Below are 25,860 nucleotides of genomic sequence, written 5' to 3' on the forward strand. Positions count from 1 at the left end.
CCACCGTGTCGCAGCCGGTGGCGCTCACAAGACGCCACCACAGAATAGACGGAACCGGCCCCATCGTCGGTTCCGTTTTTCTTTGCCGCTACCAACCTGCGCGGGTTTGGCTCTTTCCACAGCCCGCGCCTTGCCCTAAAAGGCCCGCAAACTCGGCCCATTTGAACACAGGACAGACGATGCAAGAGCCCGCCATCACACCCGATCTGATTGCTGCACATGGGCTCAAGCCCGAGGAATACGACATGATCCTCGAGATCATCGGACGTGAACCGAGCTTCACCGAACTGGGCATCTTTTCGGCCATGTGGAATGAGCACTGCTCGTACAAATCCTCCAAGAAATGGTTGCGCACCCTGCCCACATCGGGCCCGCGGGTGATCTGTGGCCCGGGGGAGAATGCAGGCGTTGTTGATATTGGTGACGGTCAGGCCGTGGTCTTCAAGATGGAAAGCCATAACCACCCCTCGTACATCGAACCCTATCAAGGTGCGGCCACGGGTGTGGGTGGCATTCTGCGTGACGTCTTCACCATGGGCGCGCGCCCCATCGCCTCGATGAACGCGTTGTCCTTTGGCGAACCCGGGCACCACAAGACCCGTCAGTTGGTGAACGGCGTGGTGGAAGGCATCGGCGGTTATGGCAACTGCTTCGGCGTACCTTGCGTGGGCGGTGAGGTCCGGTTTCACCCGGCCTATAACGGCAACTGCCTTGTAAATGCGTTCGCCGCAGGCCTCGCAGACAGTGACAAGATCTTCTACTCCGCTGCCTCCGGGATCGGGATGCCCGTTGTCTATCTTGGTGCGAAGACCGGTCGTGATGGTGTGGGCGGCGCAACCATGGCCTCGGCCGAATTCGATGACACGATCGAAGAAAAACGCCCCACGGTTCAAGTTGGCGATCCTTTCACCGAAAAGCGCCTGATGGAGGCCACGCTTGAACTTATGCAGACCGGTGCTGTGATCTCGATTCAGGATATGGGTGCTGCGGGCTTGACCTGTTCTGCCGTTGAAATGGGTGACAAAGGTGGTCTGGGTGTACGTCTGGATCTGGAAAACGTGCCCCAGCGCGAAGAGAACATGACCGCCTATGAGATGATGCTGTCAGAATCCCAGGAACGCATGTTGATGGTTCTCAAGCCCGAGCTTGAGGCTGAGGCGCGCGCGGTCTTCGAAAAATGGGATCTGGATTTCGCCATCGTCGGCGAAACAATCGCCGAAGACCGCTTCCTGATCATGCACAATGGCGAGGTCAAAGCCGATCTGGTTCTGTCCAAACTCTCCTCAACCGCACCCGAATATGATCGCCCGTGGGAGCCGACACCGCCGGCTGCGCCGCTCGATGACGTGCCGCAGATCGACCCGATCGACGGTTTGCGCGCGCTTCTGGCTTCGCCCAATTATGCCGGCAAGCAATGGGTCTATGAACAGTACGACACCATGGTCATGGCCGATTCAGCGCGCACGCCCGGCCTGGGCGCTGGCATGGTGCGCGTGCACGGCACCGACAAGGTTCTGGCTTTCACCAGCGATGTGACACCGCGCTATGTGCGAGCCAACCCGGTGGAAGGCGGCAAACAGGCGGTGGCCGAAGCCTATCGCAACCTCACCGCCGTGGGTGCAACGCCCTTGGCCACCACTGACAACCTGAATTTCGGCAACCCCGAAAAGCCCGAGATCATGGGCCAGTTCGTCGGTGCCATTCAGGGCATCGGTGCCGCTGTCGGCGCGCTGGATATGCCCATCGTGTCGGGCAATGTCTCGCTCTATAACGAAACCGATGGCCAGGCGATCCTGCCCACCCCCACCATCGGCGCGGTCGGCCTGCTGACCCACACCGATGAGATCATCGGCAATGAAGTGCGCGAGGGTCACGTGGCGCTGGTGATCGGCGACACCACCGGCCATCTGGGCCAATCCGCCCTGCTGGCCGAGGTCTTCAACCGCGAAGACGGCGACGCGCCGCAGGTTGATTTGGCCGCAGAAAAGCGCAACGGCGATTTCATCCGCGCCAATCGCGAGATGATCAAAGCCTGCACTGATCTGGGTGATGGTGGTCTGGCACTGGCCGCGTTCGAACTGGCCGAAGCCGCAGGCGTCGGTGTCTGCCTTGATGAGGCGCCAACCGACTTCCTCTTTGGCGAAGATCAGGCACGCTATCTGGTCGCTTGCAACTTTGATCAGGCCGAGGCGCTGATGATCGCCGCCGGTCAGGCGGGCGTGCCTTTGGTATCGGTTGGCCGGTTCACCGGCGACAGCGTCAGGATTGGCAGCGCAGAAGCGCCTCTGAGCGAGTTGACCGATATCTTCCGCACCAGCTTTGCCTCTGCGGTGGCATAAGCACGCCCACCCCTTCTTCTCGTTTCAAACACGGAAAATCCCGCGCTTATCACAGGCGCGGGTTTTCCCGCGCTGCGCCCGCGTCACATCTTGCACGCCCCCGCCAGGCGCTCTACATCTTGGGAAAGACTTTCAGGAGTGACCTAAATGCCGATGAGCGCCCACGAGATTGAAACCCTGCTGCGCGAGAGCTTTCCCAACGCGGAAATTCAGGTTGGCGGCAGCGATGGCGTACACATGTCCGCCATGGTCGTGGACGAAAGCTTTCGGGGCAAAAACCGCGTCCAACAACAGCGCGCGGTCTATGCGGCCTTGAAAGGCAAGATGGACGGCCCAGATGGAGAATTGCACGCGCTGGCGCTGACCACCAAAGTGCCGGAGTGAGATGGAGCATGTAATCGTCATTTTGTTTGCGGTAGCCGGTTTTGGTGCGTTGATCACGCTTTTGGCGTTGAGCCATTCACGAGCCAAACACAAATCCATACTTGGAATGGAAGCGACCGATGTTGACCTTGTAAACAAGGTACAAGCAGAAAACGATCGATTGGAACGCATGAACAAGCGCGATTGAGCGCTGATGACAAGGAAACGCGAAATGACCGATGTAAAAACCCAGATCGACGAAACCGTCAAAGCCAATGACGTCGTTCTGTATATGAAGGGCACCAAAGAGATGCCGCAATGCGGGTTTTCGTCCCGTGTGGCCGGCGTGCTGAACTATATGGGTGTTGACTATGCTGACGTGAACGTGCTGGCGGATGAAGCCGTGCGCCAGGGCATCAAGGATTATTCCGACTGGCCGACCGTGCCGCAGCTTTACGTCAAAGGCGAGTTTGTCGGTGGGTGCGATATCATCACCGAGATGACTTTGTCGGGCGAGTTGGACACTCTGTTTGATGACAATGGTGTCACCTACGACAAGGATGCCGCGGACAAAATCCGCGAAGCCAACGCCTAGCGGCTGGAACAGTCCCTGAACAACAGGGTTTCGGGGGCTGTACTGCCTGCGGGTTGATGGGTGATCGTCGCGTCCCACCCTTTGGACCGCAGCGTATAGAGGCCATTGGCATCCACCGATTCATACTGGATGCCCGACCCGCTGGGAACCTGACGCATTGCGATCAGCTCTCCGTTCAAAACCAATGCCGCCGCCCCGGACCCATCGGATGCGTTGAAATAGGTGACCGGAATGCGCGTATTGTTTTCGCAATTGAAGGCGACGGACAGAATGTCGATCTCGGCCAGTGCTGCCGACGCGCCAAGCGACAGCGCGGCAGCCAGAGCCAGTTTGGGCAAGCAGGTCATTTCGCGGACTTCTCCTCGATTACCGCAGCCAGCGCTTCAGCCCGTGCAGCCATTTCCGCCAGCGTATCGGTGACCGATGGCGGCACAACCGCAACCTCGATACGTTCCGGTTCAGGTGGAGGGGCGAGACGATGGCGGTTCAATTCGGCCTCGGTTTCGGCCAGTTTGGATTCAAGTGTTTTCAACCGCTCATCGGATTCGGCCATTTTATCGGCAAGCATCAGCCCCGCCATGAGCAACATCCGCGATTCCGGCATCCGGCCAATCTGATCCGATAATACCTGCGCTTCATCGTCCAGCATCTTGGCTGCGGATTGCAAGAACGCCTCTTCACCTTCCTGGCACGAGACATGAAAGCCGCGGCCACCGATATAAATGGTCACTTCGGGCATTACTCCACCTCTCCCTCGGTCAGTTGTGCGCGCGACAAAAGCGGTTCCAGACGCGCCAGAACCGCATGAGCTTCGGCAGCATCGGTCGCTTGCGCCGCACGGGTGGCTTCAAGCTCGGCAGCGGTGGCTCGGTTCAAAAGCGCGGCGTCCGGCAAACCGTTCTGTGCGGCCGCGCGCAATTCATCCATCGATGCCCTAAGTTGTTCATTGGCTTTGCGCATCCGCTGCAAATCGTCGTCCAACCGGCTCATCGCGGCGCCATGGCTGCTGCGCTCGGCCCGCAGCATATCAAGCTCAGCGCTCAGCTCTTCTATGCGTTCGCTATCGGCCAGCTCTGCTTTCAGCTGCGCGATTTCCGCCTTCAGCCCGTCAACTTCGTCGGTATTGTCCAACGCAGCCTTGGCCTCAGCCAATTCCGCGCGCGCCGCTTCAACCGACGCCAGTGTTGTCTTCGCTTCGGCCAGCTGCTGACGCAGCACATCCATCTCGGGGTCTTTCTCTGGCTCACCCTCTGCCCGCTCCAACTCGGCCCGCAGGTTGTCAATCTCACTTTGGTGGCGCGTTTCAAGAGTTTTGATCCGCTCATGCAACTCGGCGGTAAGCTGACGTTCCTGGTCAAGCGTCGCGCGCAAACCCTCATCTGAACCGCTGCTCTCCAGGGTCGCTTCTGCCAAAGCGTCGACCCCTGTTCCGATCCGATGCATAGCAACGATAATGCGCCGCTGTAATTCTTCGATTTGGCTCATGCCCCTGTCACCTCTTTGTCAAGGTTCGTATGCGTGGTGACGTCTACGAATCACGCCATGCCATCATCTGTGCCTAGTCTAACGGAATGTATTGGAAAATACCCACTGTTTGCTTTCAAGGGCTTGGGGCGAGTTCTTGAACCAAGCGGCGAGATATCGCCCCGGTTCTGCTTGCACTTTGGCAAGTGAGTGGTATTCAGCGGCGCAACCGCCCGTAACTCATCCGTAATCCAAAGGAACAACGCCCGTGGACCTGACTGCGCTGCGCAAAGCCAACCCTGAACACTGGGACAAGGCTGCGGCCATCCGTACCCTGACCCTTGATGCCGTCGCCGCCGCCAATTCCGGCCATTCCGGCATGCCGATGGGCATGGCCGATGTCGCGACTGTACTGTTCGAAAAGCACCTGAAATTCGATGCAAGCGCGCCAAACTGGCCCGACCGCGACCGGTTCATTCTGTCAGCGGGCCATGGCTCGATGTTGGTCTATTCGCTGCTGTATCTGACAGGTCACGCGGATGTCTCGCTGGATGAGATCAAGAATTTCCGCCAGTTGGGTGCCAAAACCGCAGGCCACCCCGAGAACTTTCTGATCAATGGTGTCGAAACCACCACCGGTCCGCTGGGTCAGGGCATCTCGAACGCCGTAGGTTTCGCCATGGCCGAAGAAATCCAGCGTGCGCAATACGGTAAAAAGATCGTCGATCACTATACATACGTGATCGCTGGCGACGGCTGCCTTATGGAAGGCGTTAGCCAAGAGGCCATCACATTGGCCGGACGGCACGAGTTGAGCAAGCTCATCGTGTTCTGGGACAACAACAATATCACCATTGACGGCACCGTCGATATTGCCGATCGCACGGATCAGGTGAAACGGTTCGCCGCGTCGGGCTGGCAGGTGATCGAGATTGACGGCCACGATCCGCAAGCCATCGATGAAGCCATCACCAAGGCCAAATCGTCGAACAAGCCAACAATGATCGCTTGCGAAAGCCATATCGCGTTGGGCCATGCGGCGCAGGATACGTCGAAAGGTCACGGTGCTCTGACCGATCAGGACCAGCTTAAAGCTGCCAAGGAAAGCTATGGCTGGCCGCACGGTCCGTTCGAGATTCCGTCGGCAGTCAAATCCGCCTGGGAAGCCATTGGGGCTCGGGGTGCTGCGGAACGTACTGCCTGGGAAGAACGCTTTGCCCAAGTTTCGGAACGCAAACAGGCAGAGTTCAACCGGGCCTATGCCTTTGAGGCACCCAAAAAACTGGCCGGTGCCATCCGTGCCTTTAAAAAGCAGATGGCGGAAGAGCAGCCCAAGCTGGCCACCCGTGCCTCGTCCGAGAAAGTTTTGAACGTGGTCAACCCGATCATGCCGGAAACCATCGGCGGCTCGGCGGACCTGACCGGATCGAACAACACCAAATCTGCGGATATGGGCGTGTTCCTGCCGGAAAACCGCAAGGGTCGGTATATCCATTACGGTATCCGCGAACACGGCATGGCCGCCGCGATGAACGGCATGGCGCTGCATGGTGGTATCCGCCCCTATGGCGGAACGTTCATGGCCTTCACCGACTATGCCCGCCCGTCCATGCGTTTGGCTGCTCTGATGAAAGTGCCGACGGTCTTCGTGATGACCCATGACTCCATCGGTCTGGGCGAAGACGGACCGACCCACCAGCCGGTCGAACATCTGGCCATTTCACGCGCGACGCCCAATACCTATGTGTTCCGCCCTGCTGATACCGTTGAAACCGCCGAGGCGTGGGAATTGGCTCTGACCTTCAAAGACAGCCCCTCTGTCCTGTCATTGACCCGTCAGGGCGTGCCCACGGTGCGCAAGGATCACAAAACCAAAAACCTCACCGCACAGGGCGCCTATGTTCTGGCTGAAGCTGAAGGCAAACGTCAGGCCATCCTGATCGCCACCGGGTCCGAGGTGTCGCTGGCCATGGAGGCCAAAGCGATGCTTGAAGCCGAAGGTATCGGCACCCGTGTGGTCTCGATGCCCTGTATGGAGCTTTTTGCCCAACAGGACGAAGCCTATCGCAAACGCGTGCTTCCGGGCGGCCCGGTCCGGGTCGGCATCGAAGCCGCCGTGCGCGCGGGCGGATGGGATCGCTGGTTGCTTGGCGAACGCGGCCGCGAGGCCAAAGTCGGGTTCATCGGCATGTCCAGCTTTGGCGCCTCTGCCCCAGCGGGCGAGCTGTACAAGCATTTCGGCATTACAGCCGAAGCGACAGTTGCCAAGGTCAAGGAGTTGCTCGGGCTGTAAAACAGACCCAGCGGATCAAGCAAAAGGCGGCCCGTGGCCGCCTTTTTCATTTGGATCAATGGGCGCCGGATTTTCCGAACATCGGCATGATCACCTTGGTCGCCAAGGGGATCAGTACCATCCCCCAGGCCAAACCAAACACACCGTCCATTGTGGCTTTCGAAATCCATTCAACGGCACTTGTCCACTGCGCGGATACCGAATGCCCCAGCGCATAGGCCCAATCGTGGATATGATGGCCCAGCCAGCCAAAGCCCAGAACCTCCATACCGTGGATGACAATCGACCCGCCGACCCACAGCATAGCCGCCGTGCCCACGATCGACAGGGTTTTCATCACACCCGGCATCGCCCGCACCAGACCCCGGCCCAGACTGCGCCCAACAGATGTTAGAGCGTTCTGCGCCAGATAAAGACCGACATCATCCATCTTAACGATCAGCGCGACCGAGCCATATACCGCCACGGTCACACCAATCCCGACAACGGCCAGCGTAGCCGCCTGCATCCAGACGTTAGGAGCCTCAATCGCGGCCAGTGCGATGGTCATGATCTCGGCCGACAGGATGAAATCGGTTTTGATCGCTCCACGCACTTTCTGTTCTTCCAGATGACCCGGATCGCGGTTCTTCAAGTCTTCATCGATAACATGGCTTCCATGGGGAAACAGCACGTGAAAGATCTTTTCGGCCCCTTCAAAACACAGATACGACCCCCCGATCATCAAGAGCGGTGTGATCAGCCATGGCGCGAAGTTGGCCAGCAACAAGGCGACGGGCAGCAGCAGAATGATCTTGTTGAATATTGATCCTCGCGCGATACGCCAGATGATCGGCAGCTCTCGTGCGGGGGCGAAACCTTGAACGTATTTCGGCGTGACCGCCGCATCATCAATGATCACGCCGGCGGTTTTGGCCCCGGCTTTGCCGGCCGCTGCCACCACGTCGTCTACCGAAGAAGCCGCAACCTTGGCTATTCCGGCCACATCATCCAGCAGGGCCAACAGACCACTCATCGTTCTTCCTTTCACAACAATCGCCGCACCTCGGACCCTATCTGATCCAACAGCTAGCGCAAGCGTTAGCGCAACCGTCCAGGTTTTGCGCTAACACATTGCAAATATGTCATTTTTACTCTTTTGAGAAATTGGTTTCGTGGCTATATGCCGACCAAAGCAAGCGTATCTGGAGTCGTCCCATGACCATCAAGGTCGGTATAAATGGTTTTGGCCGCATCGGCCGCTGTACCCTGTCGCATATTGCTGCCTCAGGCCGCAATGATATCGAAGTCGTCAAGATCAACGCGACCGGTCCGCTGGAAACCTCGGCGCATCTTTTGAAATACGACAGCATCCATGGACGTTTCCCGCGCGAGATTCGTGTCGACGGCAACACCATGGATCTGGGGCGCGGCCCGATGCGGATGTTTTCGACCTATGACATGAACGAGCTGGACTGGGACGGCTGCGACGTCGTTCTGGAATGCACTGGCAAGTTCAATGACGGGTTGAAAGCCAAAACGCATCTTGAGCGTGGCGCCGGTAAGGTTTTGCTGTCGGCCCCCGGCACAAATGTTGACAAGACCATCGTCTTTGGCGTGAACCACAATACGCTGACGGCCAATGACAACATGATCTCGAACGGGTCCTGCACCACCAATTGCCTTGCTCCGCTTGCCAAGGTCCTGGACGAAGGTGTGGGCATCGAACATGGCATCATGACCACGATCCACGCCTATACTGGCGACCAACCTACATTGGACCGCCGCCATAGTGACCTCTACCGCGCGCGGGCTGCGGCAATGTCGATGATCCCGACCTCAACCGGCGCCGCAAAGGCCCTGGGTGAAGTGCTGCCGAACCTCAAAGGCCGCCTTGACGGGTCCGCCATCCGTGTGCCGACCCCGAACGTTTCGGCGGTGGATCTGACCTTCCGCGCCGCCCGCGACACGTCAGCGGCCGAGATCAACGCCATTGTTGAAGAGGCTGCAAAAGGCCCGATGCAGCGTGTTCTGGGATATGAGCCTGCGCCGCTTGTGTCGACCGATTTCAACCACACCGAAGAAAGCTCGATCTTTGCACCGGATCAGACCCGCGTGGTCGATGACCGTATGGTTCGCGTTCTCGCGTGGTACGACAATGAATGGGGCTTTTCGGTGCGTATGGCCGATGTCGCCGTGGCGATGGGCCGCCTTAACTGAGACTTCGGACTTCTCTTGTAGCGTAGCGCCCGCTCAGGTTATCTGGGCGGGCATTTTTCGTTCGGGACAACCATGACCAATCAAATCGCTATCTGGCTTGGGCTGTGTATTCTCGGCGCTCTGATCGTGGATGTCGCATTGTTCGGAACCGAACATCTGCTGTTTCTCGGCAAGAAACTCTACGATTTCCTGGACTGGCTCGCGTTCTGGCGATGACACAGGTTTTCCTTGACATTTGAGCCCATCTGGCTTTGTTAGCGCTAACCAATCTGAACACCCAATCTGGTGGAGCAATCAATGACCCTCAAGCTTGCAATCAATGGTTTTGGACGGATCGGACGCGGCGTGCTGCGTGCGGTGATGGAAAGCGGCCGAACCGATGTCGAAATCGTAGCGATCAATGACCTGGGCAAGCCCGAAATGAACGCGCATCTGTTCGAATTCGACAGCGTCCACGGCCGTTATCCCAACCCCGTCAGCCTGAGCGATGCAGGTCTGGACGTGGGGCGCGGCCCCATCCGTCTGAGCAGCGAGCGCAACCCCGAGGACCTGCCCTGGTCGGATATCGATGTCGTGCTGGAATGCACCGGTGTGTTCCGTACCCGCGAGGCGGCGGAGCGTCATTTCAAGAACGGTGCAAAGAAAGTTTTGATCTCGGCCCCGGCCAAAGGGGATGGCAGAGTGAAAACCGTTGTGTTTGGCGTGAATGACGACCAACTCACCGCGGATGATCTGGTGGTTTCCAACGCGTCCTGCACCACCAACTGCCTGTCGCCTGTCGCCGCAGCTCTGGACGCGGGATTGGGCATCCTACACGGCAACATGACCACTGTGCACGCCTACACAGCCAGCCAGCCGGTCCATGACACCGTGGGCAAAGACCCCTACTTGTCACGCGCCGCAGCGCTGTCGATGATCCCGACCACCACCGGCGCTGCTGCTGCTGTTGGTCTGGTGCTGCCACAGCTCCAGGGCAAACTGACCGGTCAGGCGATCCGCGTTCCCACTCCGAACGTTTCGGTAGTTGATCTGGTGGCCGAAGTGTCGCGCCCGACCACCGATGAAGAGGTAAATCAGCTGTTCATCGATGCTGCCGCCAAGATCCCTGGTGTTCTGGCCGCCGAAAGCCGCCCGCTGGTATCGATCGACTTCAACCACGATTCCCACAGCTCGACCGTGTCGCTGGCCGAAACCAAGGTCACCGATGGCACGCTGGTGCGCGTGCTGGCATGGTACGACAATGAATGGGGCTTCTCGAACCGGATGCTGGACACAGCCGCCGCGATGGGCGCGTTAAGCTAAACGTTCTTTCAGCGCAGTATTGACGCGGGGCGTGACGAATTTCGACACGTCCCCTTCAAGCCGCGCGATTTCCTTGACCAGTTTCGACGCAATTGCCTGGTGGCGGGCTTCTGCCATCAGGAACACCGTCTCGATTGAATCGTCCAGCGCGCGGTTCATCCCGACCATCTGAAACTCATATTCAAAATCAGCCACAGCCCGCAGACCACGCACGATGATCTGCGCACCAACGTCGCGCGCGCAGTCGATCAGCAGGTTTTCGAACGGATGGGCTACGATCTCTGTGCCCGTCTGCTCCGTCAGATGCGCACATTCCGCTTCGATCATCGCGACGCGTTCTTCCAGCGAGAACAAAGGGCCCTTATCGCGGTTGATCGCCACACCGATCACCAGTTTGTCCACCAAAGCAGCCGCGCGGCGGATAATGTCGATATGACCCAGTGTGATTGGATCAAAGGTTCCGGGATATAATCCAACCCGCATCGGGTTCTCCTGCGCAACAAAATTTCAGCGCAAGCAAACATATGTTGACTGCGGGTGCAAGAGGCCTAAACCGCGCGCAGCGCTCAATGCCCCATGATCATGCCTTCCAGCGCATCTTTCTCCATCGCCAGCTCGGACAGCTGGGCCTTGACGACATCACCAAGTGTCACGATGCCAATCAGTTTGCCCTCTTCAACCACGGGCATGTGGCGGAACCGTCCTTCGGTCATACGCGACAAGATCGCTTCGACCTTATCCTGTTGTGTCGCTGTGATCAGATCCTTGGTCATATAAGCGCTGACCGGCTTATCAAGGCATCCGCTGCCGCTTGCGGCCAATTCCCTTACGATGTCTCTTTCAGACAGGATCCCGATAGCGGTTTGGCCTTGATCTTCCGAAACGACAACGGTCCCGATCCTTTTTTCGGCCAGAATTTCGGCCGCTTCGGATACCGTGATATCGGGTTTCACCGTCACAACGCCCTCGGCAGCCTTGGACTTGAGAATGGCCTGAACAAGCATGTGCTAAAACCTCCGGGTATAACCTGCTGTTTTCCAAAGCGTTGCCGGAATGCGGGAATGTGTCAAGTTGAACCTTGGGCCTCCAGTTGTGCAACCTCATCGCGTATTCCGCGGATGAGGGTTTGCGCAAAGCGGTTCAGTAACTCGTTTCGTTGATCCCCCTGATGCCGGACCAGATAGAACCCACGTGTCAAACTGATCTGATCCGTCAGGATTTTTCGCAGGTCTGGATGGAACGGCAACGTAAAGTCATGGGCCACACAAACGCCCATCCCCTGCGAGACCTGACGCAGCTGAACCGAGACGGAATTTGATGCAAGTGCAACACGGTCAATGCCCATATCGTTCAGGTAATCCAACTCGCGGTCAAAGATCATGTCGGGAATGTACCCAATCATGCGATGGCCCTTCAGTTCGGCAATCGAGTGGATCTGCGCGTGGCCAGCCAGATAGTCTTGCGTGGCCACAAGGTGCAAACGGTAGTCGGTAATCTTCTGCACCAACAGTTTTCCCGCCGTCGGGGCGCTGACCGTCACGGCCATGTCAGCCTCGCGCCGCGACAGATTGATGATGCGAGGTAACGCCAGGATCTGAATATCCAGATCGGGATTGGCATCGCTGATCCGCGCGCAGACCTGTGGCAAAAGATAGTTTGCCGCCCCATCAGGTGCGCCGATGCGGATTTGTCCCCTCAGCGATTGCGTAGGGGCGGAAACCATGCCCATTGCAGCCCGCATCGCCTCTTCGGCTTGCAAACCATGCTCCATCAATCGTTGCCCGGCTTCGGTCAACAGATAGCCTTGCTGCGACTTGGTAAACAGAACCGCGTTCACCGCTGCCTCAAGTCGCGCGATCCTGCGTCCAACAGTGGCCGGGTCGATCTTGAGCACGCGCCCCGCCGCAGACAGGCTTTCTTCGCGCGCCACAGCCAGCAGGATGCGCATGTCGTCCCAATTGGGGGTCATGAAACCTCTTTTGCATTTTTGCAAAGCTCTTTTGGGATATTGCTTCTGTTCAGGACATTTCTGCAAGCCTATTCTGCGCGCAAATGCATCCGGAGGAGATTGCGATGAATGATCTGACTCATTTTCTGAACGGTGAAATGGTGGCGGGCACATCCGGCCGTTTCGACGATGTTTTCAACCCGGCAACCGGTGAGGTCCAATATCGCTGCCCGATGGCCAGCGCTTCCGAGACCACAGCAGCCATCGAGGCAGCTGCTGCGGCCCAGCCAGCATGGGGCGCGACCAACCCCCAGAAACGCGCGCGCGTCATGATGCAAATGGTTGCGCTGATGAACCGCGACATGGACAAGCTGGCCGAAGTTCTGAGCCGCGAACATGGCAAGACCATCCCGGACGCAAAAGGCGACCTGCAACGCGGTCTGGAAGTGATCGAATACTGCATCGGCGCCCCTCAGATGCTGAAGGGCGAATATACCGACAGCGCGGGCCCGGGTATCGACATGTATTCGATGCGCCAGCCCTTGGGCGTTGTTGGTTCGATCATGCCTTTCAACTTCCCGGCGATGATGCCGCTCTGGCATGTGGGCCCGGCCCTGGCCTGCGGCAACGCGGTGGTTCTCAAACCCTCCGAGCGTGACCCGTCCGTGCCCTTAATGCTGGCCGAACTTTTTGTCGAAGCCGGTTTGCCCGCAGGTGTGTTCCAGGTTGTGAACGGTGACAAAGAGGCCGTCGATACGATCCTGGACAGCGAGATCATCCAAGGTGTCAGCTTTGTGGGTTCGACCCCCATCGCGCAGTATATCTACAGTCGCGCCACCGCGAATGGGAAACGAGCTCAGTGTTTCGGCGGTGCCAAGAACCACATGATCGTGATGCCGGACGCCGACATGGATCAGGCGGCGGATGCTCTGGTTGGCGCTGGCTTCGGCGCGGCGGGCGAACGCTGCATGGCTGTTTCCGTGGCCGTGCCGGTGGGCGAATCCACTGCCGACGCGTTGATCGAAAAACTGGTGCCGCGCATCGAAAAGCTGAAGGTCGGCCCCTATACCGCAGGCGATGATGTGGATATGGGCCCGGTCGTGACCGGAGCCGCCAAGGAACGCATTCTGGGCCTGATCAACTCGGGCGTGGAACAGGGTGCGAAGCTTGTGGTCGACAACCGGGACTTCAGCCTGCAAGGCTATGAGGACGGGTTCTTTGTTGGCCCGCACCTGTTTGACCATGTCACGCCCGATATGGACATCTACAAGCAAGAGATCTTTGGCCCGGTCCTGTCGACCGTGCGCGCCGGTTCCTACGAAGAGGCCATTGGTCTTGCGATGGATCACGAATATGGCAACGGCACCGCGATCTTTACTCGTGACGGTGATACAGCGCGTGATTTCGCCAGCCGGATCAATATCGGCATGGTCGGCATCAACGTTCCGATCCCGGTGCCGCTGGCCTATCACACCTTTGGTGGCTGGAAGAAATCCATGTTTGGCGACCTGAACCAACACGGGCCGGACAGCTTCAAGTTCTACACACGCACCAAAACCGTAACGGCCCGCTGGCCGTCGGGCATCAAAGAAGGTGGCGAGTTCAACTTCAAAGCGATGGACTGAAGTCGCAACACATAATGCACCTGAAAAGCGGCCCCAGAGACGGGCCGTTTTTTATCGAGCACCGGGCTATTCACAACAAATTCAGAGCGCCAGCACTGGAAATTTGCGACCAGCAGCAATATTTTCTGCGGCAACAATGTTTTGAGCAGATTTTTCCCGGAGGCAAATGTGTCCCATTCCCGAATGACCCGCCGCTCGGCCCTGTTGGGGGCCGCTTCATTGCTGGCCACCCCTGCCCTTGTGCGCGCCCAAAGTGTTGACGCTTTCCCGCAAGACGAAGAGGCAATCAGCACCCAATTGCCGGTGCGCCGAAATGTTTCCTCATTCTCGCAACAGAACTGGCAGGATCACTTTGACGAGCTGGGCGTTGGTGCCTTGCTGGCTGATATCACCAGCCGCGCTGTGCACTATTGGGGGCCTGACGGGACCTACAAGCTTTATCCAAGCTCAGTTCCGATGAGCGAAGAACTAACCAAGCGCGGGTACACCAAAGTTGTGCGCAAGGCAGAAAACCCAAGCTGGACGCCGACCTCATCCATGCGCGAGCGCGACCCGACATTGCCAATTCGAATGGAAGGTGGCGAACCCGGGAACCCTCTGGGAACCCGCGCGATGTATCTGTCCTGGCCAGCCTACCTTGTGCACGGCACACATGACACGCGCAAGATCGGGCGTCAGAGCTCGTCTGGCTGTATCGGGCTGTATAACCAGCATGTGGAAGAGCTCTACCCGCTGGTTCAGGTCGGCACACAAGTGCGCCTTCTGTAAAACAACGCTGCTTGAAATACAAAAGCCCCGGTCGCTAGGACCGGGGCTTTGTTTTTTCGGGGCCACAGGATTATTCGGGCAGAATAACCGTGTCGACCACGTGGATCACACCGTTGCTGGCTTCGATATCAGCCTGAACAACTTTGGCGTCATTCACTTTAACACCGTTGCGGGCGTTGACACTCAGGCGATCACCTTGAACGGTCAAAACCTTGGCGCGCTTGCCTGCGATGTCAGCGGACATCACTTTGGCCGGAACGACGTGATATGTCAGGATCGACACCAGTTGATCCTTGTTTTCAGGCAGCAGCAGCGATTCAACCGTACCTTCGGGCAGTGCGGCGAAAGCCTCGTCGGTCGGTGCAAATACTGTGAACGGGCCATCGCCCTTCAGCGTGTCAACCAGACCAGCGGCCTGAACGGCAGCAACCAGTGTGTTGAACGAACCCGCAGACACGGCTGTGTCAACGATGTCGGCGGCCTGCGCCTTCAGGGGCATTGCAAATGCAAGTGCTGCGGCGGCTGCGGCGCCCATAAACGTACGGCGGAACATGGCTGTCTTCTCCTCTCCAGCTTGTTATGGAAAGGGGTACGCGCCTGTTTCACTACCGGATCACAAAATAATTAAGAGTTTTTGATTTGCACCCAGATACTTTGCGCCCGCCCTTCGGTCAGAAACGGCAATGCGGCCACCGCATCCGGTCGCTCTTGTTGCAGATAGTATCCTGGCCAAAGCATTGAAAACGCACCAGATTGCAGCAAAGCGTGCAACATGTACTGCTCGCCCCAACCGGGGCAATCGTAGAAGAAGCGCTTTGGATATTCATAGGGCAGAAAAACATCATGAACGTGGATCACCACACCCGGCTTTAACGCCGGAATGATGCGGCAGAACAGATGTGCCACGTCATTGCTCATGCGCACGACATGGCTGGAATCGATGAACAGAATGTCGCCCGCCTCCAACTGATCAAACAGCGCGGGATCGACCTCTTCCAGTCGTTTTTGTTCGAATTGATCCACCACATGCGCGATATCGGCGCGTGGATACGGATCAATCGCGGTGATCTGAGTTTCAAGCCCAGCATCAAGGATCGCCTGCCGGGTCACACGGGTTGAATTCCCGCATCCCACTTCGATCACGCGCTTGGGCTGAAACCGTCGGATCATCAGATACAGCGCATCGGCATCCGGGCTGTCATAATAGCCATTGGAGGTCCGATACCCCGTCTGGTTGCGCGCAGGATCCTTGAGCGCATCAAGAGATTCCGCGTGAAGCGCATACTCTTCGACCAGCAAAGAGATGTCGAAGTCCTCCATTCCCGGAGACAGTGCATAGGCCGGGCGCGTCAGGCCTCCGGCGGCCTCAAACGCCTCCAACCGCGCGCGCTCGTCCTGCTCGGTCACCTTGTCGACCAGCTTGACGCCTAGCTCGTCCAGAGCGGCATTGATCTGTGGAAATTTTCTCGGTTTCACCGGCGGCCTCGTTCCTGATTGCGCCCGATCCTTACCTTCGCTGGCCGGGCCTGCGCAAGCCACAGTGGATCAAACCCTTGGCAAAAAGCGAGATTCCGTATTCACTGACAGAACTTGAACGATGAGAGGTGCGATGCAGCAAGACTTTACGCTTGGGATCGAAGAAGAATACCTGTTGGTTGACCGCGACAGCCTGCAGCTTGCCGAAGCGCCCGAAGCCTTGATGGCGGCCTGTCAGGCCGATTTCGAAGGACAGGTTAGCCCCGAATTCCTGCAATGCCAGATCGAAGTAGGCACCCGCCCCCATTCGACGATCCGATCTGCGCGTGAAGATCTGAAACGGTTGCGGTCCTGCGTGTCGCAACGCGCAGCAGAGTATAATCTGGCGCCGATCGCGGTGTCCTGCCACCCGTTTGCGAACTGGAAAGACCAGCATCACACGCGCAAGGAGCGCTATGATGAGCTGCAACACGCCTTGGGTGGCGTTGCGCGGCGCATGTTGATCTGTGGGATGCACGTCCATGTGGGTGTCGCAGACCCTGCCCTGCGCGCTGATCTGATGCCCCAGCTTTCATACTTTCTGCCGCATCTTCTGGCCCTGTCCACATCCTCGCCCTATTGGGGCGGCGAAGACACGGGGTTGTCGTCGTACCGTTTGACCGTGTTTGACAACCTGCCGCGCACCGGATTGCCACCGATCTTTGGCAGTTGGGCCGAATATGAGCGCACCACTGGTATTCTGGTCGAGCTTGGTGTGATCGAAGACACCAGCAAGATCTGGTGGGATCTGCGCCCGTCGCACCGTTTTCCAACCCTTGAAACGCGGATCATGGATGTACAGCCCCGGTTAGAGCACACACTGTCCCTGGCCGCACTTGTGCAGGCCCTGACCCGCATGTTGTGCCGACTGAAAGAGAGAAACCTGCGCTGGCGCTACTATGATCGCTTCTTGATCGGTGAGAACCGCTGGCGCGCGCAGCGCTACGGCGTGGGCGAAGGCTTGATTGATTTTGGGGACCGATCCATCAAACCCATGGCAGAGTTGATGGGGGAACTCATGGGCATGTTGGCCGAAGACGCCGAGGCGCTCGGTACGATGACCGAACTTGCCCGGTTGCGTCAGATCGCAGAGAACGGGACCTCAGCCACACGACAACGCCGTGTTCACGCCGAGGCAGTAGCCCGCGGCGAAGACCCCGGGCAAGCCGTGGTGCGCCACTTGATCGAAGAGTTCCACGCAGACCTTTAAAGCGCGCGCAGCATGTTCTTGATCATCCGGCTTACCGGTTCATAGAAATCCGGGTCTTTCCAATACCCGTTATGCGACAACGGGTTCCACGAGGTGAAGATATTGCCCGAATTGATCGGTACATCGCGCAGTTGCTTGGACGCGACCAAAGCATCATAACGATCCGCGCAGTCGCGCAGCGGGAACCCAAGCACATCGTGCTTATCATAGAAGTTATACCACCACGTCTTGAACCTCATGGCTGGTGGCACCGCCGACCGAGGCGGTTCGATCGGGAAAATCTGTGACTCGGGATAGGCAAAAAGGAAAATCGGGATGTTGCAGCCAAAGGTCATGATGCCGGCCACTGTCTGCATGTTGCGGACCGGCGAATTGAACAGGGTCTGGCCGGTTTTCCTCAGATGATTTTGATGGTCGTAAATATAGTTCGACATGATGTGACCACCCAAGGAATGCGCAAGCAGCAAGACAGGGGCGTTATTGCCGACCGCGCGGCGAACGTCTTCCATCACGCGATCAATCTCGGCGTGGATATTTTCATAGATCGCGTCATTTCCATCCGAGGTTTTCCGATAAGACGCCGCATCTGAAAGGTTGTGAACCACAAAACTGCGCACGTCGTCATATCCGGTGCGCCGTTTTATCTTGGCCAGGTACTCATCCTGTCGCTTTTGCAATACATGCGCCCAAACGATCTCGTGCCATGCCACGTCGTCAAAATCCGAGCCCAACTCACGCGACACGCGTTTGTGCAAATCGCGGGAAAAGGTAATGGCTGTAGAGGGTTGCTTTTGGCCGCTGAACTGGCTGCCCATACCGTGAATGACGACTACGGCGATCTTGGAACCGGACATCAAGATACTCCTTCAAAATCGATCTCTAAATGCCTGCACCCTACACCAAACCCGGTGATCCAACAAATTCGCCCAGACCGTTTGCCGGGGCTGAAAAATTTCTGTAAGGATTAGGAAATAAACAACCGTTCAATTCTAAAGACACGGGAAGGCCTGCCATGGATTTCGCATTGACCGAGGAACAGACAGCCATTTTCGACATGGCTTATGCTTTTGGGCAGGACCATATCGCGCCCTATGCGCGCCAATGGGAAGCTGATGGGACCATCCCAAAGGACCTGTGGCCGAAGGTCGGAGAGCTTGGGTTCGGCAGTCTATATGTTTCGGAGGAAAGTGGTGGCTCAGGGCTCAGCCGTCTGGACGCCACACTGGTGTTCGAGGCCCTGTCGATGGCCTGCCCGTCGGTCGCCGCGTTTTTGTCGATTCACAATATGTGCGCCAAGATGCTGGACAGCTTTGCAAGTGATACGCTGAAATCCCGCGTCATGCCCGATATTCTCAGCTTGAACACGGTGCTCAGCTACTGCCTGACCGAGCCCGGATCAGGCTCGGATGCGGCTGCGCTGAAAACCCGGGCGGAACGCAACAACGAAGGCTACGTGCTGAACGGCACCAAGGCCTTCATCTCAGGCGGTGGCTACTCCGACGCCTATGTCTGCATGGTGCGCACTGGTCAGGACGGCCCCAAAGGGATTTCGACCGTTTATGTAGAGGACGGTGCCCCCGGCCTGAGTTTCGGTGCTCTGGAACAGAAGATGGGTTGGAAAAGCCAGCCCACTGCGCAAGTCCAGTTTGATGACTGCAAGATACCCGCCGACAACCTTGTAGGCACCGAAGGCGATGGGTTCAAATACGCCATGATGGGGCTGGATGGCGGGCGGTTGAATATCTCGGCCTGTTCTCTGGGTGCGGCGCAAGCCGGCTTGGATATGACCATGCAATACATGTCCGAGCGCAAGGCTTTTGGCCAGTCCATCGATCAATTCCAGGCGCTTCAGTTTCGTCTGGCGGACATGGAAATCGAATTGCAGGCCGCCCGTGTCTTTTTGCGACAGGCCGCGTGGAAGCTGGATCAGGGCGCGCCAGATGCAACCAAATTCTGCGCCATGGCCAAGAAATTCGTGACCGAGACCGGGTCAAAAGTGGTGGATCAATGCCTGCAACTGCATGGCGGCTATGGCTATCTGGCCGATTACGGCATCGAAAAGCTTGTGCGCGATCTGCGGGTGCATCAGATACTGGAAGGCACCAATGAAATCATGCGCGTGATCGTCTCACGCCAGATGCTGTCCGCTCGCTGAGGTCCATATGCCCGATATTGATATTCGCACCACCGGCCGCGCCGGGCGCATTACTCTGACACGGCCGCAGGCGTTGAATGCGCTCAGCTATGAGATGTGCATGGCCATCGATACCGCGTTACGGAACTGGCGCGAAGACGATGAGGTCAATCTGATCATTCTGGATGCCGAAGGCGACAAGGCGTTCTGCTCGGGCGGTGATATTGCCGAGCTTTATGCCGCAGCAACCCAAGGCAATCACTCCTATGGTCAGACCTTTTGGCGCGACGAATACCGCCTGAACGCTATGATCTTTGAATACCCCAAGCCGGTAATCAGCTTTCTGCAAGGCTTCACCATGGGCGGCGGGGTTGGCATAGGCTGCCACGGCAGTCACCGCGTGGTCTGCGATACGTCGCAAATCGCGATGCCGGAATGTTCGATCGGGTTGATCCCTGACGTCGGTGGATCTCTGATGCTGGCTTTGGCACCGGGGCGGCTTGGCGAATATCTGGGCACCACCGGGCATCGCATGGGGCCAGCGGATGCGATTTATGCCGGGTTTGCTGATCACTATGTTCCACGGGATCTCTGGCCCGAGGTGATCGAAATGCTCGAAGCCTCGGGCAGTGCCGAGCCGATCGCGCAACATGCGCAAGCCCTGCCCGACAGCACATTGAAAGACATGCAACGAGATATCGACCATTACTTCGACGGTGAGACGCTGACAGATATCCGCAATATGCTGCAGAACAACCCGTCTGACTTTTCGGAAAAGGCCTTGAAAGCCCTTGGGCGCAATTCACCTCTGTCGATGGCCGCGACGGTTGAGATGCTGCATCGGCTCCGCTCCAGCACTCTGACCATGCGCAAAGCGCTTGAGATGGAATACCGTTTCACCTTCCGCGCCACCCAGCACAGCGACTTTCTGGAAGGCATCCGGGCCCAGATTATCGACAAGGATCGCACCCCAAAATGGCAACATGCAGATGGTTTGGTGCCCCCCGTTGCGGTGTCAAAGATGCTACAACCCCTGGGGGCGGACCGGCTGACATTTGAGGAGGATTAAGCCATGAAAATCGGGTTCATTGGATTGGGCAATATGGGCGCGCCTATGGCCGCCAATTTGGCAGCTGCGGGACACGCGGTGACAGGCTTTGACATGGCCGATGTCAGCGTCGAAGGGGTTGCGATGGCAGGCACGGCCGCCGAGGCCGCCTCGGGCGCGGATGTTGTGATCACCATGCTGCCCAATGGCCAGATCCTACGCGCTGTGGCCGATCAGATCATTCCAGCGATGTCCAACGGGGCTGCGCTTGTCGATTGCTCAACGGTGGATGTGGACAGCGCCCGCGCGGTGGCGGATCAGGCAACTCAGGCCGGTCTGTTGGCCGTTGATGCGCCAGTGTCTGGTGGCATCGGTGGGGCCGCGGCGGGTACGCTCACCTTCATGGCGGGCGGTTCGGAGGCCGCTTTTGCCAAGGCCGCTCCCCTGTTCGAGATCATGGGCCAGAAGGCGGTGCATTGCGGTGAAGCAGGCGCCGGTCAGGCGGCCAAGATCTGCAACAACATGATCCTGGGCGTGACCATGATTGCCACCTGTGAAGCCTTTGCGCTGGCCGACAAGCTGGGTCTCGACCGGCAAAAGATGTATGACGTGGTCAGCACGTCATCGGGCTATAGCTGGACAATGAATGCCTATTGCCCTGCCCCTGGCGTTGGCCCACAAAGCCCGGCGGATAACGGCTATCAGCCGGGATTCGCGGCAGAGCTGATGCTCAAGGATTTACGTCTTAGCCAACAGGCTGCAGACAGCGCCGATGCCGATACCCCCATGGGTCAGGCCGCCATGGCGCTTTACGAACAGTTTGTCGAACACGAAAACGGGCTGGGCCAGGATTTCAGCGCCATGTTGCCGCGATTTGAACAGCGTGGTCGCACGTGACGATCTGGCGGCAACTTGCCTGCCGCCTTTGACATTGGCCGGGGAAAACTCCATCTACTGACGTGGGCTGTGGCGTTTTGGCCAAAAGAAAAGGATGGCGAAATGATCAAAGCACTAACAAAAACGGCCATGGTCGTGGCTGTGTCGCTGACGCCAGTCACTGCATTTGCCAAGGGTAAGCCAGGGCATTGCCCTCCGGGGCTTGCCAAAAAAGCCGTGCCCTGCGTCCCGCCTGGCCAAGCCCAAAAGTTCTACCGCAATGGAGAGTACATCAATGGCGATTACCGGTGGGTGAAAGATCCCTATCGCTATGGGCTCAACCGCAATGACTATTACATCCGCGCGGGTGACTACGTTTATCGCGTCGATCCGGACACACGAAAGGTGCTGAACCTGATCGGCGCGGTGGTCGATATTCTGAACTGACACTCAGCCAAAGGGAACACAGCGGAGGTGTCGCCTGGTCAACGGTTAGATGCCAGTTTCGCAACCTTGAGTGTAATTTCAAATTTTTGACGCAATTCTAAGCGACTACAATCCTCATTCATTTGAGGATTGTACATGAGCAACGAGACACCTCTTTTTCAGTTTCAAGGACCATGGAATGTTCCGGTCCAGGTCAATCAAAGTCTGATTTTCCTGATTCTGATCATCGTTGGGTTCAATTTCGATCCCGACAGCCTGCCCTATGCGCTTGGATTTGCGGCGATACTGATCGTATCGATCCTGCTGCACGAGTTGGGGCACGCCTGGGGCTGTCTGATTCAGGGCGTGCCGGTCAAGCGCGTCGTTCTCTATGGCGGCGGCGGGTTTTGCGAGCATCGCCGGTCGACAACCTCCTATGAAGACGAGTTGATCGTGGCCATGGGCCCCATCGTGAACCTGACATTGTGGGCCGTCTGTTCGTTGCTAGAGCCGCACGTCAAATCGCCCGATCTGGGCTGGGTTCTGGCAGTGACAGCCGACCTCAACCTTTTTCTGGCGCTGTTCAACATGTTGCCGCTGATGCCGTTGGATGGCGGCAGGCTGTTTCACGCCGCCCTCAATCGCTTTTTCAAGCCGCAAACAGCAACGCGTATCGCGGGTTTTGTGGGGATCATCGGGTTCCTGCTGTGGATCCCGATGATGATTTTCGCCTATGTGGCGTTTGGCTTCATCTTTATCTTCTTCCCACCGCTGATGCGCCACTGGCACATGTTCCGCTACGCGCGGTACTGAGGCCGGATATCACTCCGCCGCGACCCGAGCGCCACCCAGCATAGGTTTCAAATAGCGTCCCGTATGGCTGCGTTCGACCTCGGCCACCTGCTCGGGTGTGCCTGTCGCAACAACCTCACCGCCGCCGTCGCCGCCCTCCGGGCCAATATCGATGATGTGGTCAGCTGTTTTCACTACATCCAGGTTGTGTTCGATAACCACGACCGTATTGCCCTGATCAACCAATTCATGCAGCACTTCCAACAGCTTGCGCACGTCTTCGAAATGCAGGCCGGTCGTGGGTTCGTCCAGAATGTAAAGCGTGCGCCCGGTTGAGCGCTTCGACAACTCTTTCGAAAGTTTCACCCGCTGCGCCTCGCCCCCCGACAAGGTCGTCGCCTGCTGGCCGACCTTGATATAGCCAAGCCCAACACGCGCCAGCGCGTCCATCTTGTCGCGGATTGACGGAACCGCCTTAAAGAAGTCCTGCGCGTCTTCCACTGTCATATCAAGCACATCGGCGATGGACTTGCCCTTGAACTTGATCTCAAGCGTCTCGCGATTGTACCGCGCGCCTTTGCAGGTTTCGCAGGTCACATAGACGTCGGGCAGAAAGTGCATCTCGATCTTGATGACACCATCACCCTGACAGGCCTCACACCGGCCCCCTTTGACGTTAAAGCTGAAGCGCCCGGGCTTGTAACCCCGCGCCTTGGCCTCAGGCAACCCGGCAAACCAGTCCCGGATCGGCGTGAAGGCCCCGGTGTAAGTTGCTGGATTCGAACGCGGAGTCCGCCCGATTGGTCGCTGGTCGATATCAATGACCTTGTCCAGATGCTCCAACCCTTTGATCGTTTCACAAGGTGCTGGCGTCTGCCGCGCGCCGTTCAGGCGCATTGAGGCCGTTTTGAACAAAGTCTCAATCGTCAGGGTCGACTTGCCGCCCCCAGATACCCCGGTCACGCAAACAAACTTGCCCAGTGGGAACTCAACGGTCACCTCTTTGAGATTATTGCCCGTTGCTTTCACCACCTTCAGTTTCTTCTTGTTTCCCTTTCGACGATCCGTTGGAACCGGGATTTCGCGCGTTCCGGCCAGATACTGACCGGTGATCGAAGCCGCGTCTGCCGTGATGTCAGAAGGCGTCCCGTGGCTGACCACCTGCCCTCCATGAACACCGGCACCGGGCCCGATATCAAAAACGTAATCGGCCTCGCGTATGGCTTCTTCATCGTGCTCGACCACGATCACCGTATTGCCCTGATCCCGCAGGTTCTTGAGCGTGCCCAGCAAGCGATCGTTGTCGCGTTGATGAAGGCCTATGGACGGTTCATCCAGCACGTATAGAACACCTGTCAGCCCCGAGCCGATCTGGCTGGCCAGACGAATGCGCTGGCTTTCGCCCCCCGACAGAGTTCCGCTTGAACGTGACAGCGTAAGATATTCCAAACCAACATTATTCAGGAAGCCCAGACGCTCGCGAATCTCTTTCAAAATTGCTCGCGCGATCTCGTTTTTCTGCGCGCTCAGATGGTTGGGCGCATCTTCGACCCAGGCCAACGCCTCACGGATCGACATCTGCACCACCTGACCGATATGTAATCCTGCAATCTTCACGGCCAAGGCTTCGGCCCGCAGGCGGTATCCTTCACAGGTGCCGCATGGGCGGTTGTTCTGATAGCGCTCGAACTCTTCCCGGATCCAGGCGCTGTCGGTTTCGCGATAACGCCGCTCCATATTTGGGATAACGCCCTCGAAACTGCGGGTCACCTGATAAACCCGCCCGCCCTCGTCATAACGAAACTGGATTTCCTCATCGCCCGAGCCGCGCAGGAACACCTGCTTGACCTTTTCGGGCAGATCCTTCCACGGTGTGCTCTTGTCAAACTGATAGTGACGCGCAATCGCCTCAATGGTTTGCAGGAAATACGGGGATTTCCCTTTCCGCCAGGGCGCCAGCGCGCCGTCATAGAGTTTCAGCGTCTGATCCGGCACCACAAGCCGTTCGTCAAAAAACAGCTCAACCCCCAGCCCATCACAATCCGGGCAGGCCCCAAACGGCGCGTTGAAGGAAAACAGCCGGGGTTCGATTTCGGGGATGGTAAAGCCGCTGACCGGACAAGCGAAGTTTTCGCTGAAAGTGATCCGCTCGGGCTCCCCCTCTTTTGGGGCCGTTTCAAGAATGGCGATGCCATCAGCCAGATCCAGAGCAGTGCGCAAACTGTCGGCCAAGCGCGTCTCCATCCCCTCACGCACCACCAGACGGTCGACAACCACATCGATATCGTGGCGGAACTTCTTGTCCAGCGTTGGCGGCGTGTCGAGCTCATGGAATTCGCCATCCACCTTGACCCGCTGAAACCCCTGTTTGCGCAGTTCCAGAAACTCTTTCTTATACTCACCCTTCCGATCCCGCACGATCGGGGCCAGCAAATACCCACGCGTGCCCTCCTCCATGGTCATGATCCGGTCGACCATGTCCTGTACCTGCTGCGCCTCAATCGGCTTGCCGGTGGCGGGGCTATAGGGCGTGCCCGCGCGTGCGAAAAGCAGCCGCATATAGTCATAGATTTCTGTGACCGTTCCGACCGTCGAACGCGGGTTTTTTGACGTGGTCTTTTGCTCAATCGAGATTGCCGGAGACAGCCCGCTGATGTGATCCACATCGGGCTTTTCCATCATATCCAGAAACTGCCGCGCATAGGCAGAAAGGCTCTCGACATAGCGCCGCTGGCCTTCCGCATAGATCGTGTCAAAAGCCAAGGAGGATTTGCCCGAGCCCGACAGACCTGTGATCACGACCAGCTGATCCCGCGGAATATCGACATCAATGCCTTTAAGATTATGCTCGCGCGCGCCGCGCACCTCAATATTCTTCAGCTCAGCCATCTCGGGCCCCCAACAATCAAGTGGTTAAGAGATAGTTGAGCCAGGCTGAGTCTCCAACAGAAAAGTTAGAACAA

General features: G+C 57.7%; 27 protein-coding genes. 16 read left to right on the forward strand and 11 right to left on the reverse strand.

Annotated elements, in window-relative coordinates; genetic code table 11:
* Positions 1-179 precede the first annotated feature (179 nt).
* The 4 genes from purL to grxD all read left to right on the forward strand — a co-directional run bounded on the left by purL (position 180) and on the right by grxD (position 3,297).
* Entirely contained in the window at positions 180-2,339 is a 2,160-nt protein-coding gene (purL, locus tag GOW40_RS00960; RefSeq protein ID WP_171129320.1) for a phosphoribosylformylglycinamidine synthase subunit PurL, read from the forward strand.
* Positions 2,340-2,486: 147 nt separating this feature from the next.
* Positions 2,487-2,723: a BolA/IbaG family iron-sulfur metabolism protein gene (locus GOW40_RS00965; RefSeq protein ID WP_039530494.1), complete on the forward strand. Its 237-nt coding sequence runs from the start codon at positions 2,487-2,489 to the stop codon at positions 2,721-2,723.
* Between the two features lies 1 nt (position 2,724).
* Entirely contained in the window at positions 2,725-2,910 is a 186-nt protein-coding gene (locus GOW40_RS00970; protein ID WP_171136387.1) for a hypothetical protein, read from the forward strand.
* Positions 2,911-2,934: 24 nt separating this feature from the next.
* Entirely contained in the window at positions 2,935-3,297 is a 363-nt protein-coding gene (gene grxD, locus GOW40_RS00975) for a Grx4 family monothiol glutaredoxin (RefSeq protein ID WP_171098797.1), read from the forward strand.
* Here the strand turns inward: grxD and GOW40_RS00980 are convergent.
* The 3 genes from GOW40_RS00980 to GOW40_RS00990 are packed head-to-tail and all read right to left on the reverse strand — an operon-like array spanning position 3,294 to position 4,782.
* Entirely contained in the window at positions 3,294-3,644 is a 351-nt protein-coding gene (locus tag GOW40_RS00980; RefSeq protein ID WP_171098795.1) for an MliC family protein, read from the reverse strand. The two genes, grxD and GOW40_RS00980, sit on opposite strands and share 4 nt — an antisense overlap.
* On the reverse strand, positions 3,641-4,036 hold the full coding sequence (locus GOW40_RS00985) for a cell division protein ZapA (RefSeq protein ID WP_171129316.1): 396 nt from the start codon (positions 4,034-4,036) through the stop codon (positions 3,641-3,643). The genes GOW40_RS00980 and GOW40_RS00985 overlap by 4 nt, the downstream gene beginning before the upstream one ends.
* Positions 4,036-4,782: a hypothetical protein gene (locus GOW40_RS00990; protein WP_171098791.1), complete on the reverse strand. Its 747-nt coding sequence runs from the start codon at positions 4,780-4,782 to the stop codon at positions 4,036-4,038. Before GOW40_RS00990 ends, GOW40_RS00985 begins: the two co-directional genes overlap by 1 nt.
* 247 nt (positions 4,783-5,029) lie before the next feature.
* Here GOW40_RS00990 and tkt point away from each other — a divergent pair, with 247 nt between their 5' ends.
* Complete coding sequence (gene tkt / locus GOW40_RS00995; protein WP_171129313.1) at positions 5,030-7,054, forward strand: transketolase; 2,025 nt, start codon at positions 5,030-5,032, stop codon at positions 7,052-7,054.
* A gap of 55 nt (positions 7,055-7,109) precedes the next feature.
* On the opposite strand, the gene GOW40_RS01000 is transcribed toward tkt, so the two are convergent.
* A complete protein-coding gene (locus tag GOW40_RS01000) occupies positions 7,110-8,069 on the reverse strand; it encodes a DUF808 domain-containing protein (RefSeq protein ID WP_171129311.1) in 960 nt (319 codons plus the stop codon).
* Between the two features lie 182 nt (positions 8,070-8,251).
* Here GOW40_RS01000 and gap (GOW40_RS01005) point away from each other — a divergent pair, with 182 nt between their 5' ends.
* The 3 genes from gap (GOW40_RS01005) to gap (GOW40_RS01015) all read left to right on the forward strand — a co-directional run bounded on the left by gap (GOW40_RS01005) (position 8,252) and on the right by gap (GOW40_RS01015) (position 10,555).
* On the forward strand, positions 8,252-9,253 hold the full coding sequence (gene gap, locus GOW40_RS01005) for a type I glyceraldehyde-3-phosphate dehydrogenase (protein ID WP_171098786.1): 1,002 nt from the start codon (positions 8,252-8,254) through the stop codon (positions 9,251-9,253).
* Positions 9,254-9,325: 72 nt separating this feature from the next.
* Positions 9,326-9,469, forward strand: a complete 144-nt coding sequence (locus GOW40_RS01010; protein ID WP_171129309.1) for a hypothetical protein — start codon at positions 9,326-9,328, stop codon at positions 9,467-9,469.
* An 81-nt stretch (positions 9,470-9,550) separates the two neighbouring features.
* Positions 9,551-10,555: a type I glyceraldehyde-3-phosphate dehydrogenase gene (gene gap / locus GOW40_RS01015; protein ID WP_171129307.1), complete on the forward strand. Its 1,005-nt coding sequence runs from the start codon at positions 9,551-9,553 to the stop codon at positions 10,553-10,555.
* Here gap (GOW40_RS01015) and coaD read toward each other — a convergent pair.
* From coaD to GOW40_RS01030, 3 genes are all read right to left on the reverse strand, one after another.
* The gene (coaD, locus tag GOW40_RS01020) at positions 10,547-11,038 is read right to left on the reverse strand and encodes a pantetheine-phosphate adenylyltransferase (RefSeq protein WP_171098781.1); all 492 of its coding nucleotides are present in this window, start codon (positions 11,036-11,038) and stop codon (positions 10,547-10,549) included. The genes gap (GOW40_RS01015) and coaD overlap by 9 nt on opposite strands.
* 83 nt (positions 11,039-11,121) lie before the next feature.
* Positions 11,122-11,559: a CBS domain-containing protein gene (locus GOW40_RS01025; protein WP_171129305.1), complete on the reverse strand. Its 438-nt coding sequence runs from the start codon at positions 11,557-11,559 to the stop codon at positions 11,122-11,124.
* A gap of 62 nt (positions 11,560-11,621) precedes the next feature.
* Positions 11,622-12,524, reverse strand: coding sequence for a LysR family transcriptional regulator (locus tag GOW40_RS01030; protein ID WP_171129304.1), 903 nt, complete (start codon positions 12,522-12,524; stop codon positions 11,622-11,624).
* 104 nt (positions 12,525-12,628) lie between these two features.
* Between GOW40_RS01030 and GOW40_RS01035 the strand changes: the two genes are divergently transcribed.
* Together GOW40_RS01035 and GOW40_RS01040 are read left to right on the forward strand one after the other, a co-directional pair.
* Entirely contained in the window at positions 12,629-14,128 is a 1,500-nt protein-coding gene (locus GOW40_RS01035; protein ID WP_171129302.1) for a CoA-acylating methylmalonate-semialdehyde dehydrogenase, read from the forward strand.
* Between the two features lie 183 nt (positions 14,129-14,311).
* Positions 14,312-14,896 (forward strand): L,D-transpeptidase, encoded by a 585-nt coding sequence (locus GOW40_RS01040; RefSeq protein WP_171099267.1) that lies wholly within the window; start codon positions 14,312-14,314, stop codon positions 14,894-14,896.
* Between the two features lie 70 nt (positions 14,897-14,966).
* On the opposite strand, the gene GOW40_RS01045 is transcribed toward GOW40_RS01040, so the two are convergent.
* Both GOW40_RS01045 and GOW40_RS01050 read right to left on the reverse strand, forming a co-directional pair.
* Positions 14,967-15,449: a fasciclin domain-containing protein gene (locus tag GOW40_RS01045; RefSeq protein WP_171098774.1), complete on the reverse strand. Its 483-nt coding sequence runs from the start codon at positions 15,447-15,449 to the stop codon at positions 14,967-14,969.
* 71 nt (positions 15,450-15,520) lie between these two features.
* Positions 15,521-16,372: a class I SAM-dependent methyltransferase gene (locus GOW40_RS01050; RefSeq protein WP_171129299.1), complete on the reverse strand. Its 852-nt coding sequence runs from the start codon at positions 16,370-16,372 to the stop codon at positions 15,521-15,523.
* Between the two features lie 133 nt (positions 16,373-16,505).
* Here GOW40_RS01050 and GOW40_RS01055 point away from each other — a divergent pair, with 133 nt between their 5' ends.
* Positions 16,506-17,621, forward strand: coding sequence for a carboxylate-amine ligase (locus GOW40_RS01055; protein ID WP_171129296.1), 1,116 nt, complete (start codon positions 16,506-16,508; stop codon positions 17,619-17,621).
* On the opposite strand, the gene GOW40_RS01060 is transcribed toward GOW40_RS01055, so the two are convergent.
* Positions 17,618-18,475: a hypothetical protein gene (locus GOW40_RS01060; protein ID WP_171098769.1), complete on the reverse strand. Its 858-nt coding sequence runs from the start codon at positions 18,473-18,475 to the stop codon at positions 17,618-17,620. The genes GOW40_RS01055 and GOW40_RS01060 overlap by 4 nt on opposite strands.
* Before the next feature lie 158 nt (positions 18,476-18,633).
* Here GOW40_RS01060 and GOW40_RS01065 point away from each other — a divergent pair, with 158 nt between their 5' ends.
* The 5 genes from GOW40_RS01065 (at position 18,634) to GOW40_RS01085 (ending at position 22,918) form a co-directional block, all read left to right on the forward strand.
* Entirely contained in the window at positions 18,634-19,776 is a 1,143-nt protein-coding gene (locus GOW40_RS01065; RefSeq protein ID WP_171129294.1) for an acyl-CoA dehydrogenase family protein, read from the forward strand.
* A gap of 7 nt (positions 19,777-19,783) precedes the next feature.
* Positions 19,784-20,824, forward strand: coding sequence for an enoyl-CoA hydratase/isomerase family protein (locus GOW40_RS01070; protein ID WP_171129292.1), 1,041 nt, complete (start codon positions 19,784-19,786; stop codon positions 20,822-20,824).
* Between the two features lie 3 nt (positions 20,825-20,827).
* The gene (gene mmsB / locus GOW40_RS01075; protein WP_171129290.1) at positions 20,828-21,700 is read left to right on the forward strand and encodes a 3-hydroxyisobutyrate dehydrogenase; all 873 of its coding nucleotides are present in this window, start codon (positions 20,828-20,830) and stop codon (positions 21,698-21,700) included.
* Between the two features lie 102 nt (positions 21,701-21,802).
* A complete protein-coding gene (locus tag GOW40_RS01080; protein ID WP_254444217.1) occupies positions 21,803-22,126 on the forward strand; it encodes a hypothetical protein in 324 nt (107 codons plus the stop codon).
* 135 nt (positions 22,127-22,261) lie between these two features.
* A complete protein-coding gene (locus GOW40_RS01085; protein WP_171230830.1) occupies positions 22,262-22,918 on the forward strand; it encodes a site-2 protease family protein in 657 nt (218 codons plus the stop codon).
* 9 nt (positions 22,919-22,927) lie between these two features.
* On the opposite strand, the gene uvrA is transcribed toward GOW40_RS01085, so the two are convergent.
* Positions 22,928-25,786 (reverse strand): excinuclease ABC subunit UvrA, encoded by a 2,859-nt coding sequence (gene uvrA / locus GOW40_RS01090; protein ID WP_171129286.1) that lies wholly within the window; start codon positions 25,784-25,786, stop codon positions 22,928-22,930.
* Positions 25,787-25,860: the final 74 nt, after the last annotated feature.

Source organism: Ruegeria sp. HKCCA6707 (genome assembly GCF_013033515.1).
Lineage (GTDB): Bacteria > Pseudomonadota > Alphaproteobacteria > Rhodobacterales > Rhodobacteraceae > Ruegeria.